This window comes from Frigoribacterium sp. CFBP9030 (assembly GCF_034045195.1).
Taxonomy (GTDB): domain Bacteria; phylum Actinomycetota; class Actinomycetes; order Actinomycetales; family Microbacteriaceae; genus Frigoribacterium.
On record NZ_JAXCWG010000001.1, the window covers coordinates 322,255 to 347,476 of the forward strand.

Here is a 25,222-nt window from a genome sequence, read left to right on the forward strand (position 1 = left end):
CGAGAAGCCCCGCACCGCCCGGCGCCGCACGGCCGTCAGGCCCGGGGGACGCGGATCATGCCCTCCTGCGCGACGCTGGCGAGCAGTCGACCCGACCCGTCGTAGATGCGACCGAGCGCGAGTCCGCGCCCACCGGTGGCGTTCGGGCTCTCCTGGACGTAGAGCATCCACTCGTCGGCGCGGCCCGGGCGGTGCCACCACATCGCGTGGTCGAGGCTGGCGGCCTTCAGCCCGGGGGTGATCATCGGCACGCCGTGCCGACGGTAGATCGTCTCGAGCAGCGTGTAGTCGCTGGCGTAGAGCAGGGCGGCGCGGTGCAGATCGAGGTCGTCGGGCAACGGCGACGTCGCCTTCATCCACACGGCCTGGTGTGCCACCCGGGCGCCGTCGATCGTGAAGTAGACGGGCGACGGCACGTGCCTCATGTCGAACGGGCGGGCGGCCCAGGCACGGGCCACGGGGTGGTCGACGGCCGACAGCAGCTCGGAGTCGCTCGGCACGTCGTCGGGCCCGGGGAGGTCCGTCGGCATCTCGACCTGGTGGTCGAGGCCGTCGTCGAGGGTCTGGAACGAGGCGATCATCGACAGGATGGGCACGCCGTCCTGTGACGCCTGAGTCCGTCGGGTGGCGAACGACCGCCCGTCGTGGATCCGGTCGACCGTGAACGTGATGGGGATGCTGAGATCGCCGGGGCGGAGGAAGTACGCGTGCAGCGAGTGCACCGCCCGTTCGCCGCCGATCGTCCGCTGAGCGGCGACCAGCGACTGGGCCATCACCTGACCGCCGAAGACGCGCCCGAGGGGCTCCCACTGCGAGGTGCCGGTGAAGACGTCTTGGCCGCCGACGTTGCCCGCGGGGGCCAGGTCGAGGGTGGCGAGCAGGCTCTGCAGCGGATCGTCGGTCATCCGATGTAGTTTAGGGGGCCGATGAGCACGACATTCACCCTCCCCGACTCCCTTTCCCTCAGCGACCTCGCGACCTATCTGGGGCGGGCGGGCCGGGTCGAAGACGGCTCCGTGCGTCTCATCGCCGGCTCCGGCGTGCTCGCGGTCTACACGGCCGTCTTCTACCCCCTCGGGCTGCTCGACGAGAGCCCCACGGTGCTCGGTCTCCGCACCTACCAGCTCGACGACTCGCCCGTCTTCGACGCCGTGGTGCCCGTCCGGTCGATGAAGGAGCGGCTGGTCAGGCTGCAGAACGACGTCGTCGACCCCACGGCGCCGGTCACGGTGTCGCTCCCGGTCGAGGTCAACACGGTCACCTGGGCCGCGATCTCGCCGCCGCGCGGCGGCTGGTCGCCGCTGCCGGGCGCCGACGAGGGCGTCCTGCGGGCGACGGCGACCTCGGGCATCGACGAGATCGCGGCGGCACTGCCCGAGAACGCCGGCGAGCAGATCGTGCACCGCGTGCGCTCCGAGGTCTGGTCGCGTTCCGTCCCGGGTCTCGAGCATGTGCCCGCCGGGGCCGCCTTCGCCGGTCTGAGCCTCGGGTTCCTGGTCGAGGGCGACGAGGTCGCGCTCTTCGAGACCGGCCCGTGGACGCGGCTGACGACCAGTCGGGGCCACGTGCTCGTCAAGCGCCGCGCCTCCCTGCTCGGCGGCTGACGCGGTCCGACCCGCACGCGAGTCGACCCGCACGCGAGTCGGCCCGCACGCGGTCAGACCCGCACCCCGGTCGAGATCCGGACGGTCGCCGAGGAGGCGCGGGTCGCCCGGGTGGGCACCCGCCGGTCAGGCGGACGGCGCGTTCACCATCGCGTGGGCGGCGCGTTCGAGGTAGGCCCAGAGGGTGGCGTCGTCGAGCGGCGACAGCGACAGCTCGTCGACGGCCGTGCGCATGTGCAGCAGCCAGCGGTCGCGTGCCTCGGGTGTCACGGTGAACGGCGCGTGGCGCATGCGCAGGCGAGGGTGCCCGCGCTCCTGGCTGTAGGTCGTCGGTCCGCCCCAGTACTGCTCGAGGAACCCCGTCAGTCGCTGGATCGCCCCCTCGAGGTCGGCTTCGGGATACATCGGCCAGAGCACGTCGTCGTGCCGGACCCCTTCGTAGAAGCGCCGCACGAGTCGCTCGAAGGTCGGCCGACCGCCGATCTGCTGCCAGAAGTTGCCCTGGGCGGCGTCCTGTCCGAGACCGGCGCGGAGGGTGACGGGCTGACCCGCGCCTCCTGCGCTCGGGGGGCCGACGGGAAGACCGGGGCCGCCGCCGAGACCGGACGACGGGGGAGTCGGGGGCAGATCGGTCACTTGCGCTTGCCCTTCGGGATGTGCGGCGTCGGGGAGGTGCGGGGCGGACGTGCGCCCTGGACGGAGGAGGCGCTGTCGAAGCCCGTGAGGACGACGCTGGTCAGCGACGGCAGCACGATGTCGAGCGCATCGGTGGTCTTCTTCAGCCGGGCGCGCAGCTCGCGGTCGACGGTGTCGCGATCGGACGACCGCGTCTTCACGACGATGCGGATGACGACGTGCTCTTCGGCGATCGACTGGATGCCCCAGACCTCGGGCGTCTCGAGGATCGCGCGCTTCCAGCGGGGGACGGCGGCGAGCTCGGTCGCGGTCTCGAGCATGGCGTCCTGCACCTGGTCGACGTCGGCGGAGTAGGGCACGGCGAGGTCGATGACGACGCGGGTCCAGCCCTGCGACATGTTGCCGACCCGGAGGATCTCGCCGTTGCGGACGAACCAGAGGACGCCGTTCACGTCGCGGATCTGCGTCACGCGGATGCCGACGGCCTCGACGACCCCCGCTGCCGGCCCGACGTCGACCACGTCGCCGACCCCGAGCTGGTCTTCGGCGACCATGAAGACGCCGTTCAGCAGGTCTTTCACGATGTTCTGGGCGCCGAAGGCGAGACCCGCGCCGACGACGCTGGCCGCCCCGACGATGGCGACGATGTCGAAGTTGAGCTCGCCGAGCACGAGCACGAGCGCTATGCCGGCGATCAGCACGGTGACGACGTTGTTCAGCACGCTGCCGAGGGTGCGCGTGCGCTGCACGACGCGGACGGCCTGAAGCGGCGAGGCCATCAGCGCCTGCGTGTCGTCGACGTTCTGCTTGCGCTTGATGCCGTTGACGACCTGGTCGACGATCCGACGGATGGTGAAGTGCAGCGCCACCCGGAGGAGCACCGCGACGATGATGATGCCCGCGATGCGGATGGGGATGCCCCACATCTTCCAGAAGGCGTCCCAGTCGAAGGAGACGGGGGCGGCGGGGTCGGTGCCGGCGGCGAGGAGGAGGAGAGTCATCGTCGACAAGTGAAGCACGGGTCGTCATGTCTCTGCGGTGAGGCCGCTGAACGCCGAAGCGGCAGACCCTCTGAGAAGGTCTGCCGCTTCGGGGCGGTGCCGGCCGGTCGGCCGGTCGGCGGTCCGACTAGCGCTCGTCCGCCGCCTGGGCGCGCAGGGCGCGCTCGACACCCGAGACGCTCTCGCTGACGATGCGGCGGAGGGCCGGCACGTCGGGGTTGGCCTCGAGCCACGCGTACGACGCGTCGACGAGGGCCTGGTCGGCGAGGCCGGCCGGGTAGAGCCCCGAGACGAGCGTGTCGGCGATGTGGTAGCTGCGCGACTCCCAGATGCCCGTCAGCGACGAGAAGTACCGGTCGACGAGCGGCTGCAGGATCACCGGGTCGTTCGCGTGCTGGAACCCGAGCGTCGTGGCCCGCACGATGGCGTTGGGCTGGTCGGCGCTGTCGACGATCGAGGCGAACGCGGCCTCCTTGCCCGCCGTCGTCGGGAGGGTCGCTCGCGCGCGGGCGGCGGCCTGCGCGCCGTTGGCCGTGTTGTCGGCGGCCAGGGCCTCGTCGATCTCGGCCTCGCCGGCGCCGCCGACGAGCACGAGGCCCTCCAGCAGCTGCCAGCGGAGGTCGGTGTCGACGGTGAGGCCCTCGAGGGCGACCGATCCGTCGATCAGACCGGCCAGCGCCTCCTTGTGGGCCTCGGTCGACGCGATCGCCGCGAAGAACGTGACGAACTGGAACTGGGCGTCCGACCCGGCCTCGGCGGCCTGCGCCAGGGCCCACAGGCCGTCGCCGACCTCGGTGACCGTGGAGGCGCGGCGCGCGGGGGCGACGTAGCTGCGGGCCGTCTGCAGCAGCTGCGAGAGGGTCGTGCGGATGGTCGTCGACTCGGTCTCGGTCGCGATGTTGTCGAGCACGAGGCGGACGTAGTCGGAGGGCGAGGTCTCGGCGTCGCGGGTGGCGTCCCAGACGGAGCCCCAGACGAGGGCGCGCGCCAGCGGGTCGGCGATCTCCGAGAGGTGCTCCAGCGCCGTCTCGAGCGAGGTCTCGTCGAGACGGATCTTCGCGTAGGCCAGGTCGTCGTCGTTGATGAGCACGAGGTCGCCGCGCGTCAGGCCGACGAGCTCGGGCACCTCGGTGCGGGTGCCGTCCACGTCGATCTCGACACGGTCGGTGCGGACCAGCGAGCCGCCCTGCAGAGCGTAGAGGCCGATCGCGAGGCGGTGCGGGCGGATCGTCGGGTAGTCGGCCGCCGCCTCCTGCAGCACGGCGAACGAGGTGATGACGCCGTCGGCGTCGACCTCGAGCTCGGGGCGGAGGGTGTTGACACCAGCCGTCTCGAGCCACAGCTTCGACCAGCTGGTCAGCTCGCGACCCGAGGTGGCCTCGAGCTCGACGAGGAGGTCGCTGAGCTCGGTGTTCGAGTGGTGGTGCTTCTGGAAGTACGCGGCGACGCCGGCGTAGAACGCGTCGATGCCGACCCAGGCGACCAGCTGCTTCAGCACCGATCCGCCCTTGGCGTACGTGATGCCGTCGAAGTTGACCTGGACGTCCTCGAGGTCGTTGATCGTGGCGACGACGGGGTGGGTCGAGGGCAGCTGGTCCTGGCGGTAGGCCCAGCTCTTCTCCATCGCCTGGAACGTCGTCCAAGCCTCGGTCCACTCGGTGGCCTCGGCCGTCGAGATGGTCGACGCCCATTCGGCGAACGACTCGTTCAGCCAGAGGTCGTTCCACCACTTCATGGTGACGAGGTCGCCGAACCACATGTGGGCGAGCTCGTGCAGGATCGTGACGACGCGGCGCTCCTTGATGGCGTCGGTCACCTTGCTGCGGAACACGTACGTCTCGACGAAGGTCACGGCGCCCGCGTTCTCCATCGCGCCGGCGTTGAACTCGGGCACGAAGAGCTGGTCGTACTTCTCGAATGGGTACGCGTACTGGAACTTCTCCTCGTAGTACGCGAAGCCCTGGCGGGTCTTCTCGAAGATGTAGTCGGCGTCGAGGTACTCGGTGAGCGAGCGACGCGTGAAGATGCCGAGGGGGATGGTGCGGCCGTCGGCGCTCGTGAGGTCGCTGCGGACGACGTCGTAGGGGCCCGCGATGATCGCGGTGATGTAGCTCGAGAGCACGGGCGTGGGCGCGAAGGTCCAGGTGCCGGTCTCGCCGTCGACGACGGGCTCGGGGGTCGTCTGGTTGCTGACGACCTGCCAGCGGGCGGGCGCCGTGACGGTGAACTGGAACGTCGCCTTGAGGTCGGGCTGCTCGAACACGGCGAAGACCCGGCGGCTGTCGGGCACCTCGAACTGCGAGTAGAGGTAGACCTCGCCGTCGACGGGGTCGACGAAGCGGTGCAGACCCTCGCCGGTGTTGGTGTACTCGGCGTCGGCGACGACCTCGAGCACGTTCTCGGCCGCGAGACCGTCGAGCTGGATGCGCACGCCGTCCGAGACGGCCGCGGCGTCGAGCGCCGTGCCGTTCAGCACCACGGAGTGCACGGTGCGGGTGAGGGCGTCGATGAAGGTCGAGGCGCCCGGGGTCGCGGTGAAGCGCACGGTGGTCGTGCTGCCGAACACCTCGTCGCCGCGGGTCAGGTCGAGGTCGATCTCGTACGACTGCACGTCGACGATGCTCTTGCGCTCCTGCGCTTCGACGCGGGTGAGGTTCTCTCCGGGCACGGTGGCTCCATCCGTATAGGTAGTGAGGGGACTCGTGGTCCGCTGAAAGCCTAGACCGGCCGTCGTGGCGCGGGGTGTTGACTGGGGCGATGACCGACACCGTCGCCCCCGCTCCCCGAACCGCCGTCGACTTCTGGTTCGACCCCTCGTGCCCCTGGGCCTGGATGACCAGCCGCTGGATCGACGAGGTCGCCGTGCACCGCGATCTCGACGTGACCTTCCACATCATGAGCCTCGCCGTGCTCAACGAGGACAACGACGTCAGCGACGAGTACAAGGCGAACTTCGCCCGCATGCTCCGCTACACGCGTCTCGTCACGGCCGTCGGCGAGCTGCACGGGCAGTCCGCCGTCAAGCCCCTCTACGACGCCCTCGGCACGCGCATCCACCCCGGCGGCGAGACCGACGCCGACGTGGTCATCCCCGCGGCGCTCGTCGAGGTCGGCCTGCCCGCCGACCTCGCGCGGTACGCCGACACCGACGAGTACGACGCGCAGATGCGCGCCAGCCACTTCGACGGCATCGAGCGCGTCGGACAGGACGTCGGCACGCCGGTGATCGCCGTGAACGGCACCGCCTTCTTCGGGCCGGTCATCTCGCCCGCGCCGAAGGGCGACGAGGCCGCCCGCCTCTGGGACGGCGTCGTGGCCGTCGCCTCGTACCCGGGGTTCTTCGAGATCAAGCGCACCCGCACGGTCGGGCCGATCTTCGACTGACGACCCGCGCCTCCTCGGCTGGGCAGCCCCGCCGCCGAGGAGGCGCAGGTCGCGATCCGTCCGCCGGCCCGGTTCTAAGATGATCACCATGCGCATCCACGTGGCGACCGATCACGCCGGCCTCGAGTTCAGCCAGACGGTCATCCAGCACCTCTCCGACGCGGGCCACGACGTGACCGACCACGGGCCGACCTCGTACGAGCCCCTCGACGACTACCCGTCGTTCTGCATCGCGGCGGCGAGGGCGGTCGTCCGCGACCAGCGCGAGGGCCACGATGCGCTCGGCGTGGTCTTCGGCGGCTCGGGCAACGGCGAGCAGATCGCCGCGAACAAGGTCGAGGGCGTGCGGGCCGCCCTGGTCTGGAACGACTCGACCGCCCGTCTGGCCCGTCAGCACAACGACGCGAACGTGATCGCCATCGGCGCGCGTCAGCACACCGAGTCCGAGGCGCTCGCCTTCATCGACGCCTTCGTCGCCGAGCCCTTCAGTCACGACGAGCGTCATGTGCGACGCATCGCGCAGGTCGGCGAATACGAGACCACCGGGGCCATCGCCGGGCACCCGGTCGACTGACGACGTAACGTCGAGTGCGGCGGGCGCCCCGGTCGGGGTACCCGCCGCTTCGTCGTCCCGGCCCCACCGCCGGGACCTCACCCCGAGAGAGGGAGCACCGTGCCCGAGGGTCATTCCGTCCACCGCATCGCCAACCAGTTCGAGCAGAGCTTCGTCGGGCACCGAGCCGCGGTCAGCTCACCGCAGGGGCGCTTCGCGGCCGGGGCCGAGAGGCTCGACGGGGCGACCATGGTGACCGCCAAGGCGGTCGGCAAGCAGATGTTCCTCGAGTTCGACAACGGACTCTGGCTGCACGTGCACCTGGGGCTCTACGGCGCCTGGGACTTCGCGGGCGAGATCGCGACGGGGCACTCGATGGCGGAGTCGCGGCGTCGACGGGCCGCCACCCGCAAGGCCGAGAACGCGCCCGACGACGACGGCGAGCACTCGATGGCGAGCATCGGAGCGCCGCGCACGAGTCGGGTGCGCATGGCCGAGCAGGAGAAGGCCGAAGACGACATCGAGTCGTTCCCGCCCGAGCCGGTCGGCCAGGTGCGGGTGCGGCTGCTCACCGACACGGCGGTCGGCGACCTGCGCGGCCCGACGAAGTGCGAGGTGCTCGATGCGGCGGGAGTCGACATGGCGATCGCCAAGCTCGGCCCCGACCCGCTGGTCGACTCGCCCAAGAAGGGCGCCGAACGGTTCGTGTCCGTCGCGGGGAAGAAGCGCACCCCGATCGGTCTGCTGCTGATGGATCAGAGCGTCGTCAGCGGCATCGGCAACATCTACCGGGCCGAGCTGCTCTTCCGGGCGCGCCTCGATCCGCACACCCCCGGCAACCAGGTGCCCGAAGAGGTGCTGCGCGCCCTCTACAAGGACTGGACGAAGCTGCTGAAGAGCGGCGTCGAGCTGGGCCAGATGATGACCATGGACGGTCTGACGAAGGCGCAGCACGCCAAGGCCCTCCGCAGCCGCGCCGACCGGCACTGGGTCTATCACCGCGAAGGACTGCCCTGCCGGGTCTGCGGCACGAACATCGTCATGGAGATGGCCGCGGGTCGGAAGCTCTACTGGTGCCCGACCGACCAGACTTGAGCCCATGCGGCACACCCCCACGTTCGTCCTGACCGATGTCGACGAGGTCAGGCGCCTGATCCGCGAGAACCCGTGGGCGACCATCGTGTCGCACACGGCCGCGGGCATCGTCGCGTCGCACTACCCCGTGGTGCTCGAGCCCGCCGACCCGGCCGACCCCGACGCGATCTCCATCGTCAGTCACGTCGGCCGCCCCGACGAGCGCTCGCACGAGCTCGGCGAGCACGAGGCCATGGTGATCATCCAGGGCCCGCACGGCTACATCTCGCCCGGCTGGTACCCCGCCGAGCAGATCGTCCCGACCTGGAACCACGTCACCGCGCATCTCTGGGGCGTCCCCGAGATCCTGTCCGACGACGAGAACTTCCGAGTGCTCGGCGAGCTCGTCGACCACTTCGAGAACGTGATGCCCGAGCCCGTGTCGCTCGCTCTCGACGAGGAGGGCTCCCGCCGCGTCGCGAAGGGCACCGTCGGCATCCGCCTGCGGGTGACGCGGTTCGACGCCCGCCTCAAGCTCAGTCAGAACAAGCCGCCGGAGGTCGTCGACCGCATCGTCGACGAGCTCGAGCACGGCCGGCACTACGCGCAGCCGGCGCTGGCCGCCGAGATGCGACGGGTGCGCGACCGATGAGTCTCGTCGACGCCCCGACCGGGGGAGCCGAGGAGGCGCGGGGCCTGATCCTGAAAGACGCCCGCCTCGTCGGCAGCGACGGCCCCCCGGTCGACGTGCTGATCGAATCGGGCGAGGTCTCGGTGATCGCCCCCGGCATCACCCCGGCTCCCGGCGTCGACGTGGTCGACCTCGGCGGGCGCTGGCTCGCACCCGGTCTCTGGGACTCGCACGTGCACATGGACCAGTGGGCGCTCGCCCGGCGTCGACTCGACCTCTCGACCGCCCGCTCCGCCGCCCACGCGGCGTCGCTCGTCGGCGAGAAGCTGCGCGACGACCCGCCGCCGAGCGGGCAGCCGCTCGTCGGCTACGGCTTCTTCGACGCCCTGTGGGCCGACGAGCCGACCCGCGGGGTGCTCGACTCCGTCAGCGGCGACGTGCCCGTCGTGCTGGTCAGCAACGACCTGCACGCGGCGTGGCTCGACTCCGCGGCCCTGGCACGATACGGCTACGGCGGCCACCCCACGGGTCTGCTGCGCGAGCAGGACGCCTTCGACGTCAGCACGCGGGTGAGCGCGGTCCCCGACGAGCTCCTCGACGGCTGGGTGGCGGACGCGTCCGCCGCCGCGGCCGCGCGTGGCGTCGTCGGCATCGTCGACCTCGAGATGTCGTTCTCGATCGACCGGTGGGCCCGACGGGTCGCCGGCGGCGACCGCAGCCTCCGGGTGTCGGCCGGCGTCTACCCCGCCGACCTCGACCGGGTGATCGAGCGGGGCCTCCGCACCGGCGACGTCATCGACGGCACCGGGGGGCTCGTGACCATGGGCCCGTTCAAGATCATCACCGACGGGTCGTTGAACACCCGCACAGCCTTCTGCCACGACCCGTATGCGGGTCTCGAGGGCACCCCCGCGGGTCGGGGCCTGTCCGCCTACGACGCCGACGAGCTCGTCGACTGGCTGCGCCGCGCCTCCTCGGCCGGACTGGTGCCGGCGGTGCACGCCATCGGCGACGCCGCGAACACCCTCGCCCTCGACGCCCTCGAGGCGGTCGGCTGCGGCGGGAGCATCGAGCACGCGCAGCTCGTCGACGCCCGCGACGTCGCTCGGTTCGCCCGGCTCGGCATCGTCGCGAGCGTGCAGCCCGAGCACGCGATGGACGACCGCGACGTGGCCGACCGCCTGTGGGCGGGGCGCACCGATCGCGCCTTCGCCTTCGAGTCGCTCGCCGCCGCCGGCGTGACACTGCGGCTCGGGTCCGATGCGCCCGTGGCGCCGCTCGACCCCTGGGTATCGATGGCCGCCGCCGTGTCGCGGTCCCGCGACGGACGCGAGGCCTGGCACCCCGAGCAGCGTCTGGTCTCGTCGGTCGCGCTCGCGGCCTCGACTCGCGGGCGATCCTCGGTCGAGGCGGGATCGGTGGCGGACCTCGTCGTGACGGAGACCGACCCTCTGTCGGCGGCGGACGTCGACCTCCGGGCGTTCGACGTCGCGGCGACGCTGCTGGGCGGCCGCTTCACCCACGTCGCGCTCGGCTGACCCGGGCGTCTGCGGTCCGCTTCCGCGCAGGCAGGGCACGACGGAGGCCGCCGCCCCGAGGGGCGACGGCCTCCGATCGTCTGGAGCGGGAGCCTCAGCCGGCGACGTGCGCGGCGAGGAACCAGCGGTCCTTCTCGAGGCCGCGCGAGATCTCGATGGCGACGTCCTGGCTCGAGGCGTCGAGCTCGCCGAGCTCGTCGATCGCGGTGCGGACCGCGACGAGCGAGGCGTCGATCTGGGCCACGAGCTCGGCGATCGTGGTGTCGATCTGGTTGAAGCCGGGCGAGGTGGGCGGGATGACCGTGTTGGCGGCCACGGTGGCGATGCGCCCGTCGACGGGCAGCCCGAGGGCGACGACGCGCTCCGCGGCGAGGTCGGCCCACTCACGTGCGTGGTCGACGACCACGTCGATCAGCTCGTGGACGGCGATGAACGCGATGCCGCGGACATGCCAGTGGGCCTGCTTGCCGTTGACCGACAGCGCGGTCATGTCGGTGACGATCTGGCTGAGGAACTGGGCGACGCCGGCAGCGACGTCGGGGTCGACGGATCCCTGGGGGACGGTGCGGGTGAGGTCGGTCATGACGTGGTCCTTTCCTTGACGATGTGGTCAACGCTAGAGGTCTGAGAAGATTCCGCAAGCAAGCTGAGGCTCGGCTCACGTAGGCCAGCCTCGCCTCACCGAGAGCGTCGGAGGCGGGGGATAACCCCACCCGGGTTCCGGTCGCTGGCACCATGGGTCGGACGCCGGCCGTCGACCAGGCTCGACAGCATGAACCAGGAGACCCCCATCACGACCCCGAACCCCTACCTCTCGCCGCCGCGGCAGGCCGGCGGCTACGCCCGACGCTGGCGCGGCCTGCCCCGCGAGCTCGGCTACATCGCGCTGTCGGCGGTGCTCGTGGTGGTGGTGCTCATCGCGGCCAACATCGCCCTCCGCGGGTGGGAGACCTCCGGCGGCTACATCGCGAGCCTCCTGTCGCTCGCCGTCGTGGTGTTCGTCTCCCTCTGGGCGGCGCGCTGGTTCGGCACCTTCGAGGTGACGCGGCTGCGGTGGGCCTCCGACCGCCCGATCCGCCCCGTCGACTGGACGCCGAACACGACGTGGGGTCGCTCCGACAAGCGCATCGTCCGCGCCGTGTCCGTCGTCGCGAACCCGCACTACTGGCTCTACCTCCTCTACGCGGTCGTCGTCTTCCCCGCGGTCGCGGGGTTCACCTCGTTCGTCACGTTCGCGGCGCTCGCCGTCCCCCTGGGGCTCGTGCTCCTGGGCGTGCTGATCCTCACCGCCGTCGTGCCGTGGAACATCTACTCCCTGGGCGACGCGCTCAGCGGGTCGACGGTCGGGTTCCTGGCCCTCGCCGTGGGCGTGGTCGTCCTCGCCGCGGTCGTCCTGCTGCTGCCGTACGTGCTGCACGGGTTCGTCGTCATGCACCAGGCGATCGCCGCCGCCATGCTCGGCGGGTTCCGCTCCGACGAGCTCGAGGTGGAGCTCGCCGACCGCGAGATCTCCCGCACGGCGGCCCTCTCCGCCGAGGGCACGGCGCTCCGCCGCCTGGAACGCGACATCCACGACGGCCCGCAGCAGCGACTCGTCCGGCTCCAGATGGATCTCGCCGCCGCCTCCCGCGCCGTCGACACCGACCCCGACAAGAGCCGGAGCCTCATCGAGGAGGCGCGGGTGCAGTCCCAGGAGGCCCTCGAGGAGCTGCGGGCGCTGTCCCGCGGCTTCGCGCCTCCTCTGCTCCTCGACCGCGGTCTGCTCGCCGCCCTCGAGTCGCTGGTCGACCGGGCGACGATCCCGACCACGCTGCTCGACCGGGTGCCCGCCCACGTGGTCCTCCCGGTCGACATCGAGCGCAACGCGTACTTCATCGCCTCCGAGCTGGTCACGAACATCGGCAAGCACGCCGAGGCGTCGTCGGCCGACATCGTGGTGCGCACACGGCAGGCGCCCGACGGCATGGGGCTGCTCCTCGAGCTCGTGGCCACCGACGACGGCCGCGGCGGGGCGGGGCTCCGCGACGGGCACGGCCTGGCCGGGGTGCAGGAGCGCCTGGTGGGACTCGGCGGGTTCCTCGACATCTCGAGCCCGGCGGGCGGGCCGACCATCGTGACGGTGAGCATCCCGCTGACCGCGAGCCCGACGACGCCGACGATGCCGACGGAGACCGTGGTCTCCCTAGACTGACCGGATGGCCGACAGCACCCTCGATCCCGCCCTCCGTGTGGTGGTCGCCGACGACTCCGTGCTGCTGCGCGAAGGACTCGTCCGACTGCTCGACGAGATCGGGGTCGTGGTCGTCGGGGCCTACGGTGACGCCGACGAGCTGCTCGCCGCGCTCGACGCGGACCTCCCCGACGTGGCCGTCCTCGACGTGCGCATGCCCCCCTCGCACACCGACGAGGGGGTGCGCGCGGCCATCGAGATCCGCTCGCGCCGACCCGGCACGTCGATCCTGCTGCTCTCGCAGTACGTCGAGGTGGCCTACGCCCGAGACCTCCTCGAGGCGGGCTCCGGAGGAGTCGGCTACCTCCTGAAAGACCGCATCGCGTCGCTCGACGAGTTCCGCGACGCCCTCGAGCGGGTGGCGAACGGAGGCACGGTGCTCGACCCGCAGGTCGTGTCGCAGCTGCTCGGTCGGCGCAGCGACCCCCTCGCGGCGCTGACGCCGCGTGAACGCGAGGTCCTGACCCTGATGGCCGAGGGGCGGACGAACGCCGCGATCGCGTCGGCGCTCGTGATCGGCACCGGCGCCGTCGAGAAGAACGTCACCTCGATCTTCCAGAAGCTGCTGCTCGAAGACAGCGGCACCGACCATCGCCGCGTGCTCGCGGTGCTGGCCTACCTGCAGCACTGACACCGGCACCGGCACCGGCACCGGCACCGGCACCGGCACCGGGGGCGGCACCGACCACCCGCCGGCCGTCTCGCGCGGGGCGACGCATGGGAGGGGCGCCGGCCAGGACCCTCGGGTAGCCTGTGGCGATGTCCGCGCCAGCCCCGACCCCGACCCCTCCGGGCGCGTCGGCGGCGCCGTACTGGGGCGATCGCATCGTGGGTCTCGAAGGCCTCCGCGGGCTGGCGGCCATGGCCGTGCTCTCGTACCACGTGGCGCACGTCCTGACGCGCGACGTCGAGGACGAGACGATGCCCCTGCTCGTCTTCTTCATGCACCAGGGCCTGAGCCTGTTCTTCGTGCTCTCGGGGTTCCTGCTGTTCTGGCCGTTCGCCACCCGCATCATCGAGGGTCGTGAGCTGCCGTCGCTGAGGCGCTACGCCACGAACCGGTTCCTGCGCATCTGGCCGGCCTACGTCGTCGTCCTCCTGATCGTCAACTTCGTCCTGCAGATGTCGTTCCTGTCGCAGAACGAGTTCGGTCGGCTGCCGTGGTGGAAGACCCTGGTCGACCTGACCCTGCTGCACTCCTACCTGCCCAGCACACTGCGGACGGGTCTCGAGGTCTCGTGGACGCTGACCGTCGAGCTGACCTTCTACCTCGTGCTCCCGTTCCTGGCGATGCTCGGTCGGCACGTCGCGCTCCGCACCTCCGGCTGGATCGGTTCCCTCGTGCCGGTCGGGGCGATGTTCGTCGCCGGTGTCGCCGGCAAGATCTGGCAGCACACGGTGGGCGAGACGTCGGGCCTGAGCGGTGGGGACCTCGCGTGGTCCGACAACTGGTTCTCCGTCGTGAGCCGCAGTCTGCTGCTGCACGCCGACCTCTTCGCCTTCGGCATGGCCGCCTCGCTGCTCTACATCGCCGTCCGGCGGGGGGCCGCACCTCGAGTGGCCGTCTCCGCTCTCCGCGGCACGCTGCTCGTGATCATCGGGGCCGCCTTCGTGGTGGCCTGGATCGGCTCGACCCCCGAGTTCCAAGACACCTTCGCGTCCATCGGCTTCACGGGCGTGCTGCTGCTCATGGTGCTACCGGCCCACGGCGACCGTCTGGGGCTCATCGCCCGGTTCTGCGACTGGGCGCCCGTCCGTGGCCTCGGGGTCATCTCGTTCAGCGTCTATCTGTGGCACATGCCGGTCATCCGCATCATGCAGGACCTCCTCGATCCCGGTCAGGGCGGACGCGCGCTGTACGTCCTCTATCTCGTCGTGACCGTCGCGATCACACTGACCCTCGCGACGATCACCTACTGGGCGGTCGAGAAGCAGGCGCTGCGACTCAAGCCGACGGGCCGGCCCGCCCGCGGCGGCGGCGCCTCGGGCCTCGGCGCGACGGCACCGGGAGACGACGCGGTGGCCGAGCGGTCGTCAAGCCCGGGTGCCGAGCGGTCGTCAACCCCGGGTCGAGTCGGCGGGTGACGCCGCCTCGTCGAGGATGAGCTCGTGCAGCTCGCGGCCGAGTCTCTCGTAGCCGGCTGCCGTGGGGTGGATGCCGTCGGCGCTCGTGGCCGGGGCCCACTGTCCGTCGGCTCCTCTCGCGAAGAGCCAGGGATCGATGAGCGGATAGCCCTCGCCATAGGCCCATGAGGCCAGGTCGGCCTCGTAGGCCATGGCCTCCTCCGGGGCGGGCTGGTAGGGCGGGATCGCCGCGATCAGCACGCGGTCGGCGCCCACCGTGCCGATGATCGACTCGTACGACGCCTCGGCCTCGGCGAACCTCGTGCCGTGACGCACGTCGTTCGTCCCTCCCATCAGCACCAGGACGTCGGCGTCGACGGGCGAGACGGCGGCGGCCATCTGCTCGACGGTCGCGCCGGCACGGGCCCAGCCGCCGGCGAACACGACTCCGTCGCCCTGCGCGTAGGTCATCCACGACTCGTCGTCGAGCCCGTTGCCGAGGAACCCGCTGCGGCCTGCGCTCAGCGAGTCGCCGACCACCGCCACCCGGAGATCGTCGGCGGACGCCGCCGGTGCCACACCGCCTTCGGCACGCGGGGCCGTGGTGCTCGGTGCGGAGCAGGCGGACAGCGCCACGGCCAGTGCGGCGGCCGTGACGGTGGCGGCGGTGCCGAGCAGGCGCGCCCGTCGGCGGACGGAGCGGCGGGGCGACGATCCCGGGGTCATGGCGCCATTCTGCGGCACGCGCGGTCGCTGCGCGAATCGCTCGAGGCAATCCGGTATTGATATGCTAAAGTTGATATCTGTTCATGGTTATCGAGCAGGGGAGTCCCGACACGTGATCTACAGACCCGAGATCGACGGCCTCCGGGCCGTGGCGGTCGTCAGCGTCATCCTGTTCCACGCGGGGGTGGCCGGCTTCGCAGGCGGTCTCGTCGGCGTCGACGTGTTCTTCGTGATCAGCGGTTATCTGATCACGGGCATCATCGTGGGCCAGCGGTCACGGGGCACCTTCACCCTCCGGTCGTTCTGGGCTCGCCGCATCCGGCGCATCGCGCCAGCGCTGCTCGTGGTCATGGCGGCGTGCACGCCGTTCGCGGTCCTCTGGATGATGCCGGACGAACTCGAGAACTTCGGCCAGTCGCTCGTCACGACGCTGCTCTCCGGCAACAACGTCCTGCTGTACCTGTCGAGCGGCTACTTCGACACCGCCTCCGAGTTCAAGCCGCTCATGCACACCTGGAGCCTCGGCGTCGAAGAGCAGTTCTACCTGCTGTTCCCCCTGCTGCTGCTCGCCCTGCTGGCCCTCGGGCGTCGGGCGGCGGCATCGGGCGTCGTCGTCGTCGGGCTCGTCAGCTTCGGGGTCGCCGTCTGGTGGTTGTCCACCGACCCCGATGCGGCCTTCTACCTGCTGCCCGCCCGATCGTGGGAGCTCCTCGTCGGGGCCGGGCTCGCCCTGTGGCACGAGCGGCCCGGCGCCGAGGCTGCGCCGCGCCTCCTCGGCCCTCGTGCCGCCTCCGCGGCTGCGACCGCGGGGCTCCTCGCCATCGTCGCCACCGTCGTGGCCGTCGACGGCGGCTCGGCCGTCTCCCCGTTCGTCCTGGTCGTCCCGGTCGTCGGTGCCGCCCTCGTCATCGCCTTCGCGCGCGAGGGCACCCCGGCCGCCCGGGTGCTCTCTCGGCCGCCCGTGGTGCTGGTCGGCCTCATCAGCTTCAGCGCCTACCTCTGGCACCAGCCCCTGTTCGCCTTCGCCCGCATCTGGTCGCCCGAAGAGCCCCCAGTCGGGGTCTTCCTCGTGCTCTCGGTCGTCTCCCTCGCGCTCGCCTGGCTCACCTGGCGCTTCGTCGAGACGCCGTTCCGATCGCCCGACACGGTCCGCCGCCGGGTCTTCGCCCCCGCGGTCGGGTCGGCCGTCGTGCTCGTCGCCGCCGCGGGCCTCGTGCTCCATTCGACCAACGGTCTGCCTGGTCGTATCTACGAGCCGGAGGTCCTGGCCGACGGCGCCACGGACGTCACGTACGTCCAGCGCCTGATCGAGAACGACGCCGAGCGCTTCGTCGACGACGACCGGCTCAACGTCTTCGTCGTCGGCAACAGCTTCTCGCGCGACCTGGCCAACGCCGTCCTCGAGACCTATCCGGAGGCGCGGCTCGAGATCATCCATCAGCCCGGCGTCCTCGGATGCCTCCGCGACCAGCCGACGCCCGCCCACTTCGACGAGCGTTATGAGGCGGCCGAGCTCATCCTCTACGCCACCGATCGGGAGTACCCGACGTGCGTGCGAGACGATCTCGCGCAGGCCGTGGCGGACGGCAAGGAGATCTTCTACGGCGGCGCCAAGAACTTCGGCGACAATGCGAACTGGATCGCACGCCAGGCGCCCGACGAGCGTGCCCTGCTGACCAACTCCGTCCCCGACGAGATCGTCGAGATGGACCACGTCGCCCGCGATCTGATCCCGGCCGAGCACCTCGTGCCCTGGCTCGACCTCGCGGTGGACGGCCGCGTGCCCATCACCGACGACGAGGGGCGCATCCTCTCGCCGGACCGCATCCACTTCACGAAGTACGGCGCCGCCTACTTCGGGGAGCGGGTGCTGCCGCAGACGGGACTCGACGAGATCATGAGATCGGTGACCCCGGAGGACTGAATCGGAGGGGATGACGGGAATCGAACCCGCGCCATCAGTTTGGAAGACTGAGGCTCTACCATTGAGCTACATCCCCGAAGCGGCCTCGGCCGCATGGGTAGAACCACTATAAACCATCTGCCGGATCGTTCAGTCACCGGTCGCTCGCGTCGGCTAGACTGACCGCGGCCTTTTCCCCGACCCGACCTCAACGGGACAACACGGGGTGAGACCGTTCCAGGTGATACACGGGGCGTAGCGTAGTGGCTAGCGCGTCCGTTTTGGGGGCGGAAGATCGCAGGTTCGAGTCCTGTCGCCCCGACGATCGTCTACCTGCTGTCTCGGATGTGAGTTCAGCGTCGCCAACACAGGAGAAGCCCCACATTGGTCCAGACCACGGTTGAAAAGCTCAGCCCCACGCGCGTCAAGCTCAACATCGTCGTGACTCCCGACGAGCTGAAGCCCAGCGTCACGCACGCCTACGGGCACATCGCCGAGACCATCAACATCCCCGGCTTCCGCAAGGGCAAGGTCCCGCCGCCCATCATCGACCAGCGCGTCGGTCGCGAAGAGGTGCTGAATCACGCCGTGAGCGAGAGCCTCGACAAGTTCTACCGCGAGGCCGTCACCGAGACCGAGATCCGCGTGCTCGGCCGCCCCGAGGCCGACGTCGTCGGCTGGCCCGACGTCAAGGACTTCTCGGGCGACCTCACCATCGCCGTCGAGGTCGACGTGCGTCCCGACTTCGACCTGCCCGACTACGAGGGCATCGAGCTCACGGTCGACACGGTCGAGATCTCCGACGACGAGGTCGACGAAGAGCTCGCGAACCTCCGCACCCGCTTCGGCACGCTCGTCACCGTCGACCGTCCCGCCACCACGGGCGACTTCGCCCAGATCGACCTCACGGCCACGATCGGCGACGACGAGGTCGACACCGCCAAGGGCATCTCGTACGAGCTCGGTTCGGGCGAACTGATCGAGGGCATCGACGAGGCTCTCGAGTCGCTCACCGCCGGTGAGAGCACCACCTTCGAGTCGAAGCTGCTCGGCGGCGACCGCGAGGGCGAGACCGCGCTCATCGCCGTCACCGTGACCGCCGTGAAAGAGCGCGAGCTCCCCGAGGCCGACGACGACTTCGCTCAGATCGCCAGCCAGTTCGACACGATCGACGAGCTCAAGGCCGACCTGCGCGAGCAGCTCGCCAAGTCGAAGTCGTTCGGCCAGGGCGGCCAGGCTCGCGACCAGGTCGTCGAGAAGCTCCTCGAGTCGGTCGAGATCCCCGTCCCCGAGAAGCTCGTCGAGGACGAGGTGCACCGTCACCTCGAGCAGGAGAACCGCCTGGAGGACGACGAGCACCGCGCCGAGGTGAAGGAGAGCAGCGAGAAGGCCTTCCGCAACCAGATCCTCCTCGACGCCATCGCCGAGAAGGAAGAGGTCAAGGTCGAGCAGGACGAGCTCACCCAGTACCTGATCCAGGGTGCCGCCCAGTACGGCATGGAGCCGGGCGAGTTCATCAAGGTCCTCGACCAGAACGGTCAGATCCCCGCCATGGTCGGCGAGGTCGCCCGCAGCAAGGCCCTCGCGGTCGTGCTGTCGAAGGCCAAGGTCGTCGACGGCGAGGGCGCGGCCGTCGACCTGTCCGCCTTCACCGCCACGGCGGGTGTCGGTTCGGACGACGACGACCACGAGGGTCACGACCACGCGTAGTCGACACGTCTGAGGTCGACCGCCGGTCGACACGAGAGGGCCGGGTGCAGAACGCACCCGGCCCTCCGTCGTCCCCGGCACCGCGCCTCCTCGGTCGGCCCGACGCCGGAGCCGGACACCCGTCGCCACCCGCTATCTGCCGTGGGCGAACAGTCCGGAACCCGTGCGTTGGACCCTATAGATTCGACAGCAAGCGACAACGAATGGGAGCTCCACCATGGCCGATGTGACACTGCCCAACAGTGTTTTTGACCGACTGCTCAAAGACCGCATCATCTGGCTCGGCTCCGAGGTGCGCGACGAGAACGCCAACGAGATCGCAGCGAAACTCCTGCTCCTCGCCGCGGAGGACAGCGAGAAGGACATCTACCTGTACATCAACTCGCCCGGCGGGTCGATCACCGCGGGCATGGCGATCTACGACGCCATGGAGTTCGTGCCGAACGACATCGTCACGGTCGGCATCGGCATGGCGGCCTCGATGGGTCAGCTGCTGCTGACCGCCGGCACCAAGGGCAAGCGCTACATCACGCCGAACGCGCGTGTTCTGCTGCACCAGCCGCACGGCGGCTTCGGCGGCACCTCGTCCGACATCCAGACGCAGGCGCAGCTCATCCTCTCGATGAAGCGACGTCTCGCCGAGATCACGGCGGCTCAGACGGGCAAGACCGTCGAGCAGATCAACGAGGACGGCGACCGCGACCGCTGGTTCACGGCCGAAGAGGCCCTCGAATACGGCTTCGTCGACCACATCCGCGGTTCGGCCACCGACGTCGTCGGCGGCGCCGGCACCGACCAGTCGTAGCCCCCACCCGATCGTCAGCACAGAAAGAGAAGAACACATGGAACTCCCGATGATGGGTGGTGCGGGCCGCGTCCAGACCCCCGATTCCCGGTACATCCTCCCCAGCTTCGAAGAGCGCACGGCTTACGGCTACAAGCGCCAAGACCCCTACGCCAAGCTGTTCGAAGACCGCATCGTCTTCCTGGGCGTGCAGGTCGACGACGCATCGGCCGACGACATCATGGCGCAGCTGCTCGTGCTCGAGAGCATGGACCCCGACCGCGACATCACGCTCTACATCAACTCGCCCGGCGGCTCGTTCACGGCCATGACGGCGATCTACGACACGATGCAGTACATCCGCCCCGAGATCCAGACGGTGTGCCTCGGTCAGGCCGCGTCGGCCGCCGCGGTGCTGCTCGCCGCCGGTCAGCCCGGCAAGCGACTCGCCCTCCCCAACGCCCGCGTGCTGATCCACCAGCCGTCGACCGGCGGCAACAGCGGGGGCCAGGCGTCCGACATCGAGATCCAGGCCGCCGAGGTGCTCCGCATGCGCACCTGGCTCGAAGAGACGCTGTCGTTCCACTCGAACAAGACCCCCGAAGAGGTGAACCGCGACATCGAGCGCGACAACATCCTCGGCGCACAAGAGGCCCTGGCCTACGGTCTCGTCGACCAGGTGCTGACCTCGCGCAAGAACCAGCCGGCGCTCACGCGCTGACCGATTCCGACCACGGTCGCCTCGAAGCCCCGGACCACGCGGTCCGGGGCTTCGTCGTGTCGGCGGATCCGGCGCCCGGCCCGCGTGGGTCCGTCGGCGTCGGAGGATCGCGTTAGGCTCGATGCACGACGACCGTCAAGGGTCGCCGATCTTCACGCCACGAAGGAGGCCGGGCATGGCACGTATAGGTGAGAGCGCCGATCTGCTCAAGTGCTCGTTCTGTGGAAAGAGCCAGAAGCAGGTCCAGCAGTTGATCGCCGGCCCCGGCGTCTACATCTGCGATGAGTGCGTCGAGCTCTGCAACGAGATCATCGAAGAGCGCCTCGCCGAAGCCGGCGAAGAGCCCACCAGCGAGTTCGACCTGCCGAAGCCCCGCGAGATCTACTCGTTCCTCGAAGAGTACGTGATCGGCCAGGACGCGGCGAAGCGCTCCCTCTCCGTGGCCGTGTACAACCACTACAAGCGCATCCGCGCCGCCTCGACCCTCACCGCCGCCGAGTCCTTGGCCGACGAGGTCGAGATCTCGAAGTCGAACATCCTGCTCATCGGTCCGACCGGCTGCGGCAAGACCTATCTGGCGCAGACTCTGGCCAAGCGTCTCAACGTCCCGTTCGCCGTCGCCGATGCGACCGCCCTGACCGAGGCCGGCTACGTCGGCGAAGACGTCGAGAACATCCTCCTCAAGCTCATCCAGGCCGCCGACTACGACGTCAAGCGGGCCGAGACGGGCATCATCTACATCGACGAGATCGACAAGATCGCCCGCAAGGCCGAGAACCCCTCGATCACTCGAGACGTGTCGGGCGAGGGCGTGCAGCAGGCGCTGCTCAAGATCCTCGAGGGCACCGTCGCCTCCGTGCCGCCGCAGGGCGGTCGCAAGCACCCGCATCAGGAGTTCATCCAGGTCGACACGACCAACGTGCTGTTCATCGTGGCCGGTGCGTTCGCCGGGCTCGAAGAGATCATCTCGAACCGCGCGGGCAAGCGAGGCATCGGCTTCGGCGCCCCTCTGCACAGCAAGGAGGACGAGGCGGCCCTCTTCAGCGAGGTCCTGCCCGAAGACCTGCACAAGTTCGGTCTGATCCCCGAGTTCATCGGCCGTCTGCCGGTCGTGACGACGGTGACCCAGCTCGACCAGCCGGCGCTCATGCAGATCCTCACCGAGCCGAAGAACGCCCTGGTGCGTCAGTACCAGCGCATGTTCGAGATCGACGGCGTCGAGCTCGAGTTCGATCGCGGCGCACTCGAGTCGATCGCCGACCTCGCCGTCCTCCGGCAGACCGGTGCGCGAGGGCTGCGGGCCATCCTCGAAGAGGTGCTCGGGCCGATCATGTTCGACGTCCCCTCCGACGACACCGTCGGCAAGGTCGTGGTGACCCGCGCCTCCGTGCTCGAGAACGCGGCGCCGACCATCGTGCCCCGCGTCGTCGAACAGCGCACCGAGAAGTCCGCCTAGCCCCGAGCGGGTCCGGCGGGTTCCCGTCATCGGGGGCGGGTCAGCGCTGACCCGCCACCGAAGACGCGAACCCGCCCCAGTGCGCGCCGACTACGCGAGACCGCGACGGGCCAGCAACGGCTCGACCCGCGCCTCCCTGCCGCGGAAGTCGCGGAACGCCTCGAGGGGATCCTTCGAGCCACCGACACCCAGCAGGCGTGAACGGAACCGGTCGCCGTTCGCGCGGGTCAGGCCGCCGTTCTCCTCGAACCACTCCACCGTGTCGGCGTCGAGCACCTCGCTCCAGATGTACGAGTAGTAGCCCGCGTCGTATCCGCCTGCGAACGTGTGGGCGAAGTACGTGCTCGAGTAGCGGGGCGGGACGGACGCGAGATCGAGACCGACCGCGGCCAGCGCCTCCTTCTCGAACGCCTCGACGTCGACTACCGCCTCGGCTTCGGCCGACGACAGCGAGTGCCACGCCTGGTCGAGCAGGGCGGCGGCGAGGTACTCGCTCGTCTCGAACCCCTGGCCGAACCCCTGCGACGCGACGAGGGCGTCGACCAGTCGGGTAGGCAGCGGCTCGCCGGTCTCGTGGTGCACGGCGTAGTTCGCCAGCACGTCGGGCCAGAGCATCCACATCTCGTTGACCTGGCTCGGGAACTCGACGAAGTCGCGGAACACGTTCGTGCCCGAGAAGGTCGGATACCCGACGCGGGCGACGAGACCGTGCAGGGCGTGCCCGAACTCGTGGAAGAACGTCGTCACCTCGTCGAGTGTCAGCAGCGTCGGCTGGCCGGCCGGCGGCTTCGGCACGTTCAGGTTGTTGACCACGACGGTGGGCAGCCCCGCGAGGCCCGACTGCGACACGAGGGGGTTCATCCAGGCGCCGCCGCGCTTGCTGTCGCGGGTGTGCAGGTCGAGCACGTAGAGGCCGACCGGTGCGCCGTCGTCGTCGGTCACCTCGAAGACCCGTGCGTCGGGGTGGTAAGCCACGAGATCGGGTCGTTCGGCGAAGCGCAGACCGTACAACCGGCCCGCTGCGAAGAAGATCCCGTCGTGCAGCACCCGTTCGGCCTCGAACCAGGGGCGCATGGCCGCGGTGTCGACATCGTGCTCCTCGGTGCGGACGAGCTCGGCGACGAACGCCCAGTCGGAGGCGGCGATCGGCCGCCCGGCTCGACGCTCGAGCACGGTCTGCTCGGCGCGGGCGTTGCGAGCCGCAGGAGGCGCGAGTCGAGCGAGCAGATCGGCCACCGCCTCGGGGGTGCCCGCCGTCTCACCTGCTGTGACGTACGCGGCGTGACTGGCGAAGCCGAGCAGCTCGGCACGCCGGGCCCGCAGACGCACGATCTCGACCACGAGGTCGCGATTGTCGAACGGCCCGCCGCGGCGCCCGCGCGACAGCGACGCGTCCATGATGCGCTCGCGCAGAGCCTCGTCGGTCAGGGCCGCGAGATAGGGGTGGCCGCTGAAGAGCACGAGCGTGATGACGTACCGGCCGTCGAGTCCCCGGTCGCGGGCGGCCTCGGCGGCGGCCGCGACGGCACCCGCGTCGAGCCCGTCGAGCTCGGCGACGTCGTCGACGACCACGGCGAGGTCGTTCGTGTCGGCCAGCAGGTTCTTCTCGAAGCGGGTCGTCAGCGTCGACAGCCGCCCGTTCAGATCGCGCAGCCGGGTCTTGTCGTCGTCGCCGAGGGCTGCACCCGACCGGACGGCGTCGTCGACCAGCCGCTCGATGAGATAGCGCTGCTCGGGCGTCAGGTCGAGGTCGTCGCGCCGTTCGTGGAGGCTCCGCAGGCGGGCGAACAGCCGCGGGTCCAGGCGGATCGCATCGGTGTGGGCGGCGAGTCGAGGCGCCAGGTCGAGCTCGAGGGCGTCCGTGGCCGCGTTCGAGTCCGACGACGTCTTGTTGAAGAAGACGTGGCCGACCCGGGCGAGGGTGGCGCCGCTCCGTTCGAGCGCGTCGAGGGTGTTCTCGACGGTCGGCTCGGCGGGGTCGGTGGCGATCGCCTCGACCTCCGCCAGCTGCTCGGCGAAGCCGGCCTCGAACGCGGGCAGGTAGTCGTCGTCGGTGATGCTCGCGAACGGCGGCAGCGAATACGGCAGCGTGCTGGGGGCGAGGAGCGGGTTCGTCATGGCCCGAGCCTAGGCCGGTCCGCGGGCCCGCCCGGGGAGTCACGACACGCCGCGGGGCCGCCGGGGCTGCGGCGAGTCGTGACCCGTCGATGCCGGAGGTGAGGGCGAGGGCGGGGGCGGAGCCGAGGAGGCGCGCTAGGGTCGCCGCATGAGCGGACGACCTCGCGACACGGCCCGGTACACCCACGGGCACCACGAGAGCGTGCTGCGGAGTCACACGTGGCGCACCGTCGAGAACTCGGCGGCCTATCTCGTGCCGCATCTGACGCCCGGCGCGAGCGTGCTCGATGTGGGGTCGGGCCCCGGCACGATCACGGTCGACATGGCCGAGCGGGTCGCCCCCGGTCTCGTGGTGGGCATCGACTCGTCGACCGGGATCGTCGCGCAGGCGACGTCGCTCGCGGTCGAGCGGGGGCTGGCGGCCGTCCGTTTCGAGACGGCCGACCTGTTCGCGCTGCCCTTCGACGACGACTCCTTCGACGTCGTGCACGCCCATCAGGTGCTGCAGCACGTCGGCGACCCGGTCGCGGCGCTCCGCGAGATGCGTCGGGTGGCGCGCCCCGGGGGAGTCGTCGCAGCCCGCGATGTCGACTACCACGGCTGCGTCTGGGCGCCCGAGAACCCCGGGTTGCAGCGGTGGATGGACGTCTACCAGGCGGTGCACCGCGGCAACGGCGGGGAACCGGACGCAGGGAGGCGCCTCAAGGGCTGGATGCTCGAGGCGGGGTTCGACGAGGTCGCGAGCAGTGCGTCCGTCTGGTGCTTCGCGTCCGACGAGGAGCGCACCTGGTGGGGCGACAGCTGGGCCACCCGCGCCACCGAGTCCGCGTTCTACGCCGATGCGATCGAGAAGGGCGTCGCCACCCACGACGAGCTGCAGGCGATCGCCGACGCCTGGCGCCGCTGGCGCGACGCCCCCGACGGCTGGCTGATCATGCCGCACGGCGAGGTGCTCGGTCGCGCCTGACCTCGTCGAAGAGTCACGACACGCCGCAGACCTCCAGAGGTGAGCGGCGTGTAATGACTCCTCGACCCTGCGATCGATGGCCTGATCGCTTACTCATCGCTATCGTTATGCCATGAGTCGAG

22 protein-coding genes and 2 tRNA genes are annotated in these 25,222 nt (G+C 70.3%); 16 read left to right on the forward strand and 8 right to left on the reverse strand.

Annotated features, from left to right (window positions below):
• Positions 1-35: 35 nt before the first annotated feature.
• Positions 36-905 (reverse strand): acyl-CoA thioesterase, encoded by an 870-nt coding sequence (locus tag SOM13_RS01485; protein WP_192059936.1) that lies wholly within the window; start codon positions 903-905, stop codon positions 36-38.
• Between the two features lie 21 nt (positions 906-926).
• Between SOM13_RS01485 and SOM13_RS01490 the strand changes: the two genes are divergently transcribed.
• Positions 927-1,604: a hypothetical protein gene (locus tag SOM13_RS01490; protein ID WP_243214200.1), complete on the forward strand. Its 678-nt coding sequence runs from the start codon at positions 927-929 to the stop codon at positions 1,602-1,604.
• 126 nt (positions 1,605-1,730) lie between these two features.
• Here SOM13_RS01490 and SOM13_RS01495 read toward each other — a convergent pair whose 3' ends face one another.
• The 3 genes from SOM13_RS01495 to pepN form a co-directional block, all read right to left on the reverse strand.
• Positions 1,731-2,087, reverse strand: a complete 357-nt coding sequence (locus SOM13_RS01495; protein WP_243214216.1) for a globin — start codon at positions 2,085-2,087, stop codon at positions 1,731-1,733.
• A gap of 149 nt (positions 2,088-2,236) precedes the next feature.
• The gene (locus SOM13_RS01500) at positions 2,237-3,241 is read right to left on the reverse strand and encodes a mechanosensitive ion channel family protein (RefSeq protein ID WP_320478708.1); all 1,005 of its coding nucleotides are present in this window, start codon (positions 3,239-3,241) and stop codon (positions 2,237-2,239) included.
• A 127-nt stretch (positions 3,242-3,368) separates the two neighbouring features.
• Positions 3,369-5,909, reverse strand: coding sequence for an aminopeptidase N (gene pepN / locus SOM13_RS01505; RefSeq protein WP_320478709.1), 2,541 nt, complete (start codon positions 5,907-5,909; stop codon positions 3,369-3,371).
• Between the two features lie 89 nt (positions 5,910-5,998).
• Here pepN and SOM13_RS01510 point away from each other — a divergent pair, with 89 nt between their 5' ends.
• From SOM13_RS01510 to SOM13_RS01530, 5 genes are all read left to right on the forward strand, one after another.
• Positions 5,999-6,625 carry a disulfide bond formation protein DsbA gene (locus tag SOM13_RS01510; RefSeq protein ID WP_320478710.1) on the forward strand — a complete coding sequence of 209 codons (627 nt, stop codon included), beginning with the start codon at positions 5,999-6,001 and terminating at the stop codon, positions 6,623-6,625.
• An 88-nt stretch (positions 6,626-6,713) separates the two neighbouring features.
• Positions 6,714-7,199, forward strand: a complete 486-nt coding sequence (locus SOM13_RS01515) for a ribose-5-phosphate isomerase (RefSeq protein ID WP_192059944.1) — start codon at positions 6,714-6,716, stop codon at positions 7,197-7,199.
• A 99-nt stretch (positions 7,200-7,298) separates the two neighbouring features.
• The gene (locus SOM13_RS01520; protein ID WP_320478711.1) at positions 7,299-8,273 is read left to right on the forward strand and encodes an Fpg/Nei family DNA glycosylase; all 975 of its coding nucleotides are present in this window, start codon (positions 7,299-7,301) and stop codon (positions 8,271-8,273) included.
• Between the two features lie 4 nt (positions 8,274-8,277).
• A complete protein-coding gene (locus SOM13_RS01525; RefSeq protein WP_192059948.1) occupies positions 8,278-8,904 on the forward strand; it encodes an FMN-binding negative transcriptional regulator in 627 nt (208 codons plus the stop codon).
• Positions 8,901-10,421 (forward strand): amidohydrolase, encoded by a 1,521-nt coding sequence (locus tag SOM13_RS01530; protein ID WP_320478712.1) that lies wholly within the window; start codon positions 8,901-8,903, stop codon positions 10,419-10,421. Before SOM13_RS01525 ends, SOM13_RS01530 begins: the two co-directional genes overlap by 4 nt.
• 94 nt (positions 10,422-10,515) lie before the next feature.
• Here SOM13_RS01530 and SOM13_RS01535 read toward each other — a convergent pair whose 3' ends face one another.
• A complete protein-coding gene (locus SOM13_RS01535) occupies positions 10,516-11,004 on the reverse strand; it encodes a Dps family protein (protein WP_055794695.1) in 489 nt (162 codons plus the stop codon).
• Between the two features lie 189 nt (positions 11,005-11,193).
• Between SOM13_RS01535 and SOM13_RS01540 the strand changes: the two genes are divergently transcribed.
• The 3 genes from SOM13_RS01540 (at position 11,194) to SOM13_RS01550 (ending at position 14,736) form a co-directional block, all read left to right on the forward strand.
• Complete coding sequence (locus SOM13_RS01540; RefSeq protein ID WP_320478713.1) at positions 11,194-12,612, forward strand: sensor histidine kinase; 1,419 nt, start codon at positions 11,194-11,196, stop codon at positions 12,610-12,612.
• Positions 12,613-12,616: 4 nt separating this feature from the next.
• Positions 12,617-13,282 carry a response regulator transcription factor gene (locus SOM13_RS01545; protein ID WP_192059954.1) on the forward strand — a complete coding sequence of 222 codons (666 nt, stop codon included), beginning with the start codon at positions 12,617-12,619 and terminating at the stop codon, positions 13,280-13,282.
• Positions 13,283-13,410: 128 nt separating this feature from the next.
• Positions 13,411-14,736: an acyltransferase gene (locus SOM13_RS01550; protein ID WP_320478714.1), complete on the forward strand. Its 1,326-nt coding sequence runs from the start codon at positions 13,411-13,413 to the stop codon at positions 14,734-14,736.
• Here the strand turns inward: SOM13_RS01550 and SOM13_RS01555 are convergent.
• A complete protein-coding gene (locus tag SOM13_RS01555; protein ID WP_320478715.1) occupies positions 14,710-15,441 on the reverse strand; it encodes an SGNH/GDSL hydrolase family protein in 732 nt (243 codons plus the stop codon). The genes SOM13_RS01550 and SOM13_RS01555 overlap by 27 nt on opposite strands.
• A 112-nt stretch (positions 15,442-15,553) precedes the next feature.
• Here SOM13_RS01555 and SOM13_RS01560 point away from each other — a divergent pair, with 112 nt between their 5' ends.
• Positions 15,554-17,365, forward strand: a complete 1,812-nt coding sequence (locus SOM13_RS01560) for an acyltransferase (protein WP_320478716.1) — start codon at positions 15,554-15,556, stop codon at positions 17,363-17,365.
• A gap of 5 nt (positions 17,366-17,370) precedes the next feature.
• On the opposite strand, the gene SOM13_RS01565 is transcribed toward SOM13_RS01560, so the two are convergent.
• Positions 17,371-17,441, reverse strand: a tRNA-Gly gene (locus SOM13_RS01565).
• Positions 17,442-17,593: 152 nt separating this feature from the next.
• On the opposite strand from SOM13_RS01565, the gene SOM13_RS01570 reads away from it, so the two are divergent.
• The 5 genes from SOM13_RS01570 to clpX all read left to right on the forward strand — a co-directional run bounded on the left by SOM13_RS01570 (position 17,594) and on the right by clpX (position 22,015).
• Positions 17,594-17,666, forward strand: a tRNA-Pro gene (locus SOM13_RS01570).
• Between the two features lie 62 nt (positions 17,667-17,728).
• Positions 17,729-19,054, forward strand: a complete 1,326-nt coding sequence (gene tig / locus SOM13_RS01575) for a trigger factor (protein WP_192059962.1) — start codon at positions 17,729-17,731, stop codon at positions 19,052-19,054.
• Positions 19,055-19,271: 217 nt separating this feature from the next.
• Positions 19,272-19,859, forward strand: a complete 588-nt coding sequence (locus tag SOM13_RS01580) for an ATP-dependent Clp protease proteolytic subunit (protein ID WP_192059964.1) — start codon at positions 19,272-19,274, stop codon at positions 19,857-19,859.
• 37 nt (positions 19,860-19,896) lie between these two features.
• The gene (locus SOM13_RS01585; protein ID WP_279292988.1) at positions 19,897-20,559 is read left to right on the forward strand and encodes an ATP-dependent Clp protease proteolytic subunit; all 663 of its coding nucleotides are present in this window, start codon (positions 19,897-19,899) and stop codon (positions 20,557-20,559) included.
• A 175-nt stretch (positions 20,560-20,734) separates the two neighbouring features.
• A complete protein-coding gene (clpX, locus tag SOM13_RS01590) occupies positions 20,735-22,015 on the forward strand; it encodes an ATP-dependent Clp protease ATP-binding subunit ClpX (RefSeq protein WP_192059966.1) in 1,281 nt (426 codons plus the stop codon).
• 90 nt (positions 22,016-22,105) lie between these two features.
• Here clpX and SOM13_RS01595 read toward each other — a convergent pair whose 3' ends face one another.
• On the reverse strand, positions 22,106-24,133 hold the full coding sequence (locus tag SOM13_RS01595) for a M3 family metallopeptidase (protein WP_320478717.1): 2,028 nt from the start codon (positions 24,131-24,133) through the stop codon (positions 22,106-22,108).
• Between the two features lie 148 nt (positions 24,134-24,281).
• Here SOM13_RS01595 and SOM13_RS01600 point away from each other — a divergent pair, with 148 nt between their 5' ends.
• The gene (locus SOM13_RS01600; protein ID WP_320478718.1) at positions 24,282-25,100 is read left to right on the forward strand and encodes a methyltransferase domain-containing protein; all 819 of its coding nucleotides are present in this window, start codon (positions 24,282-24,284) and stop codon (positions 25,098-25,100) included.
• Positions 25,101-25,222 lie beyond the last annotated feature (122 nt).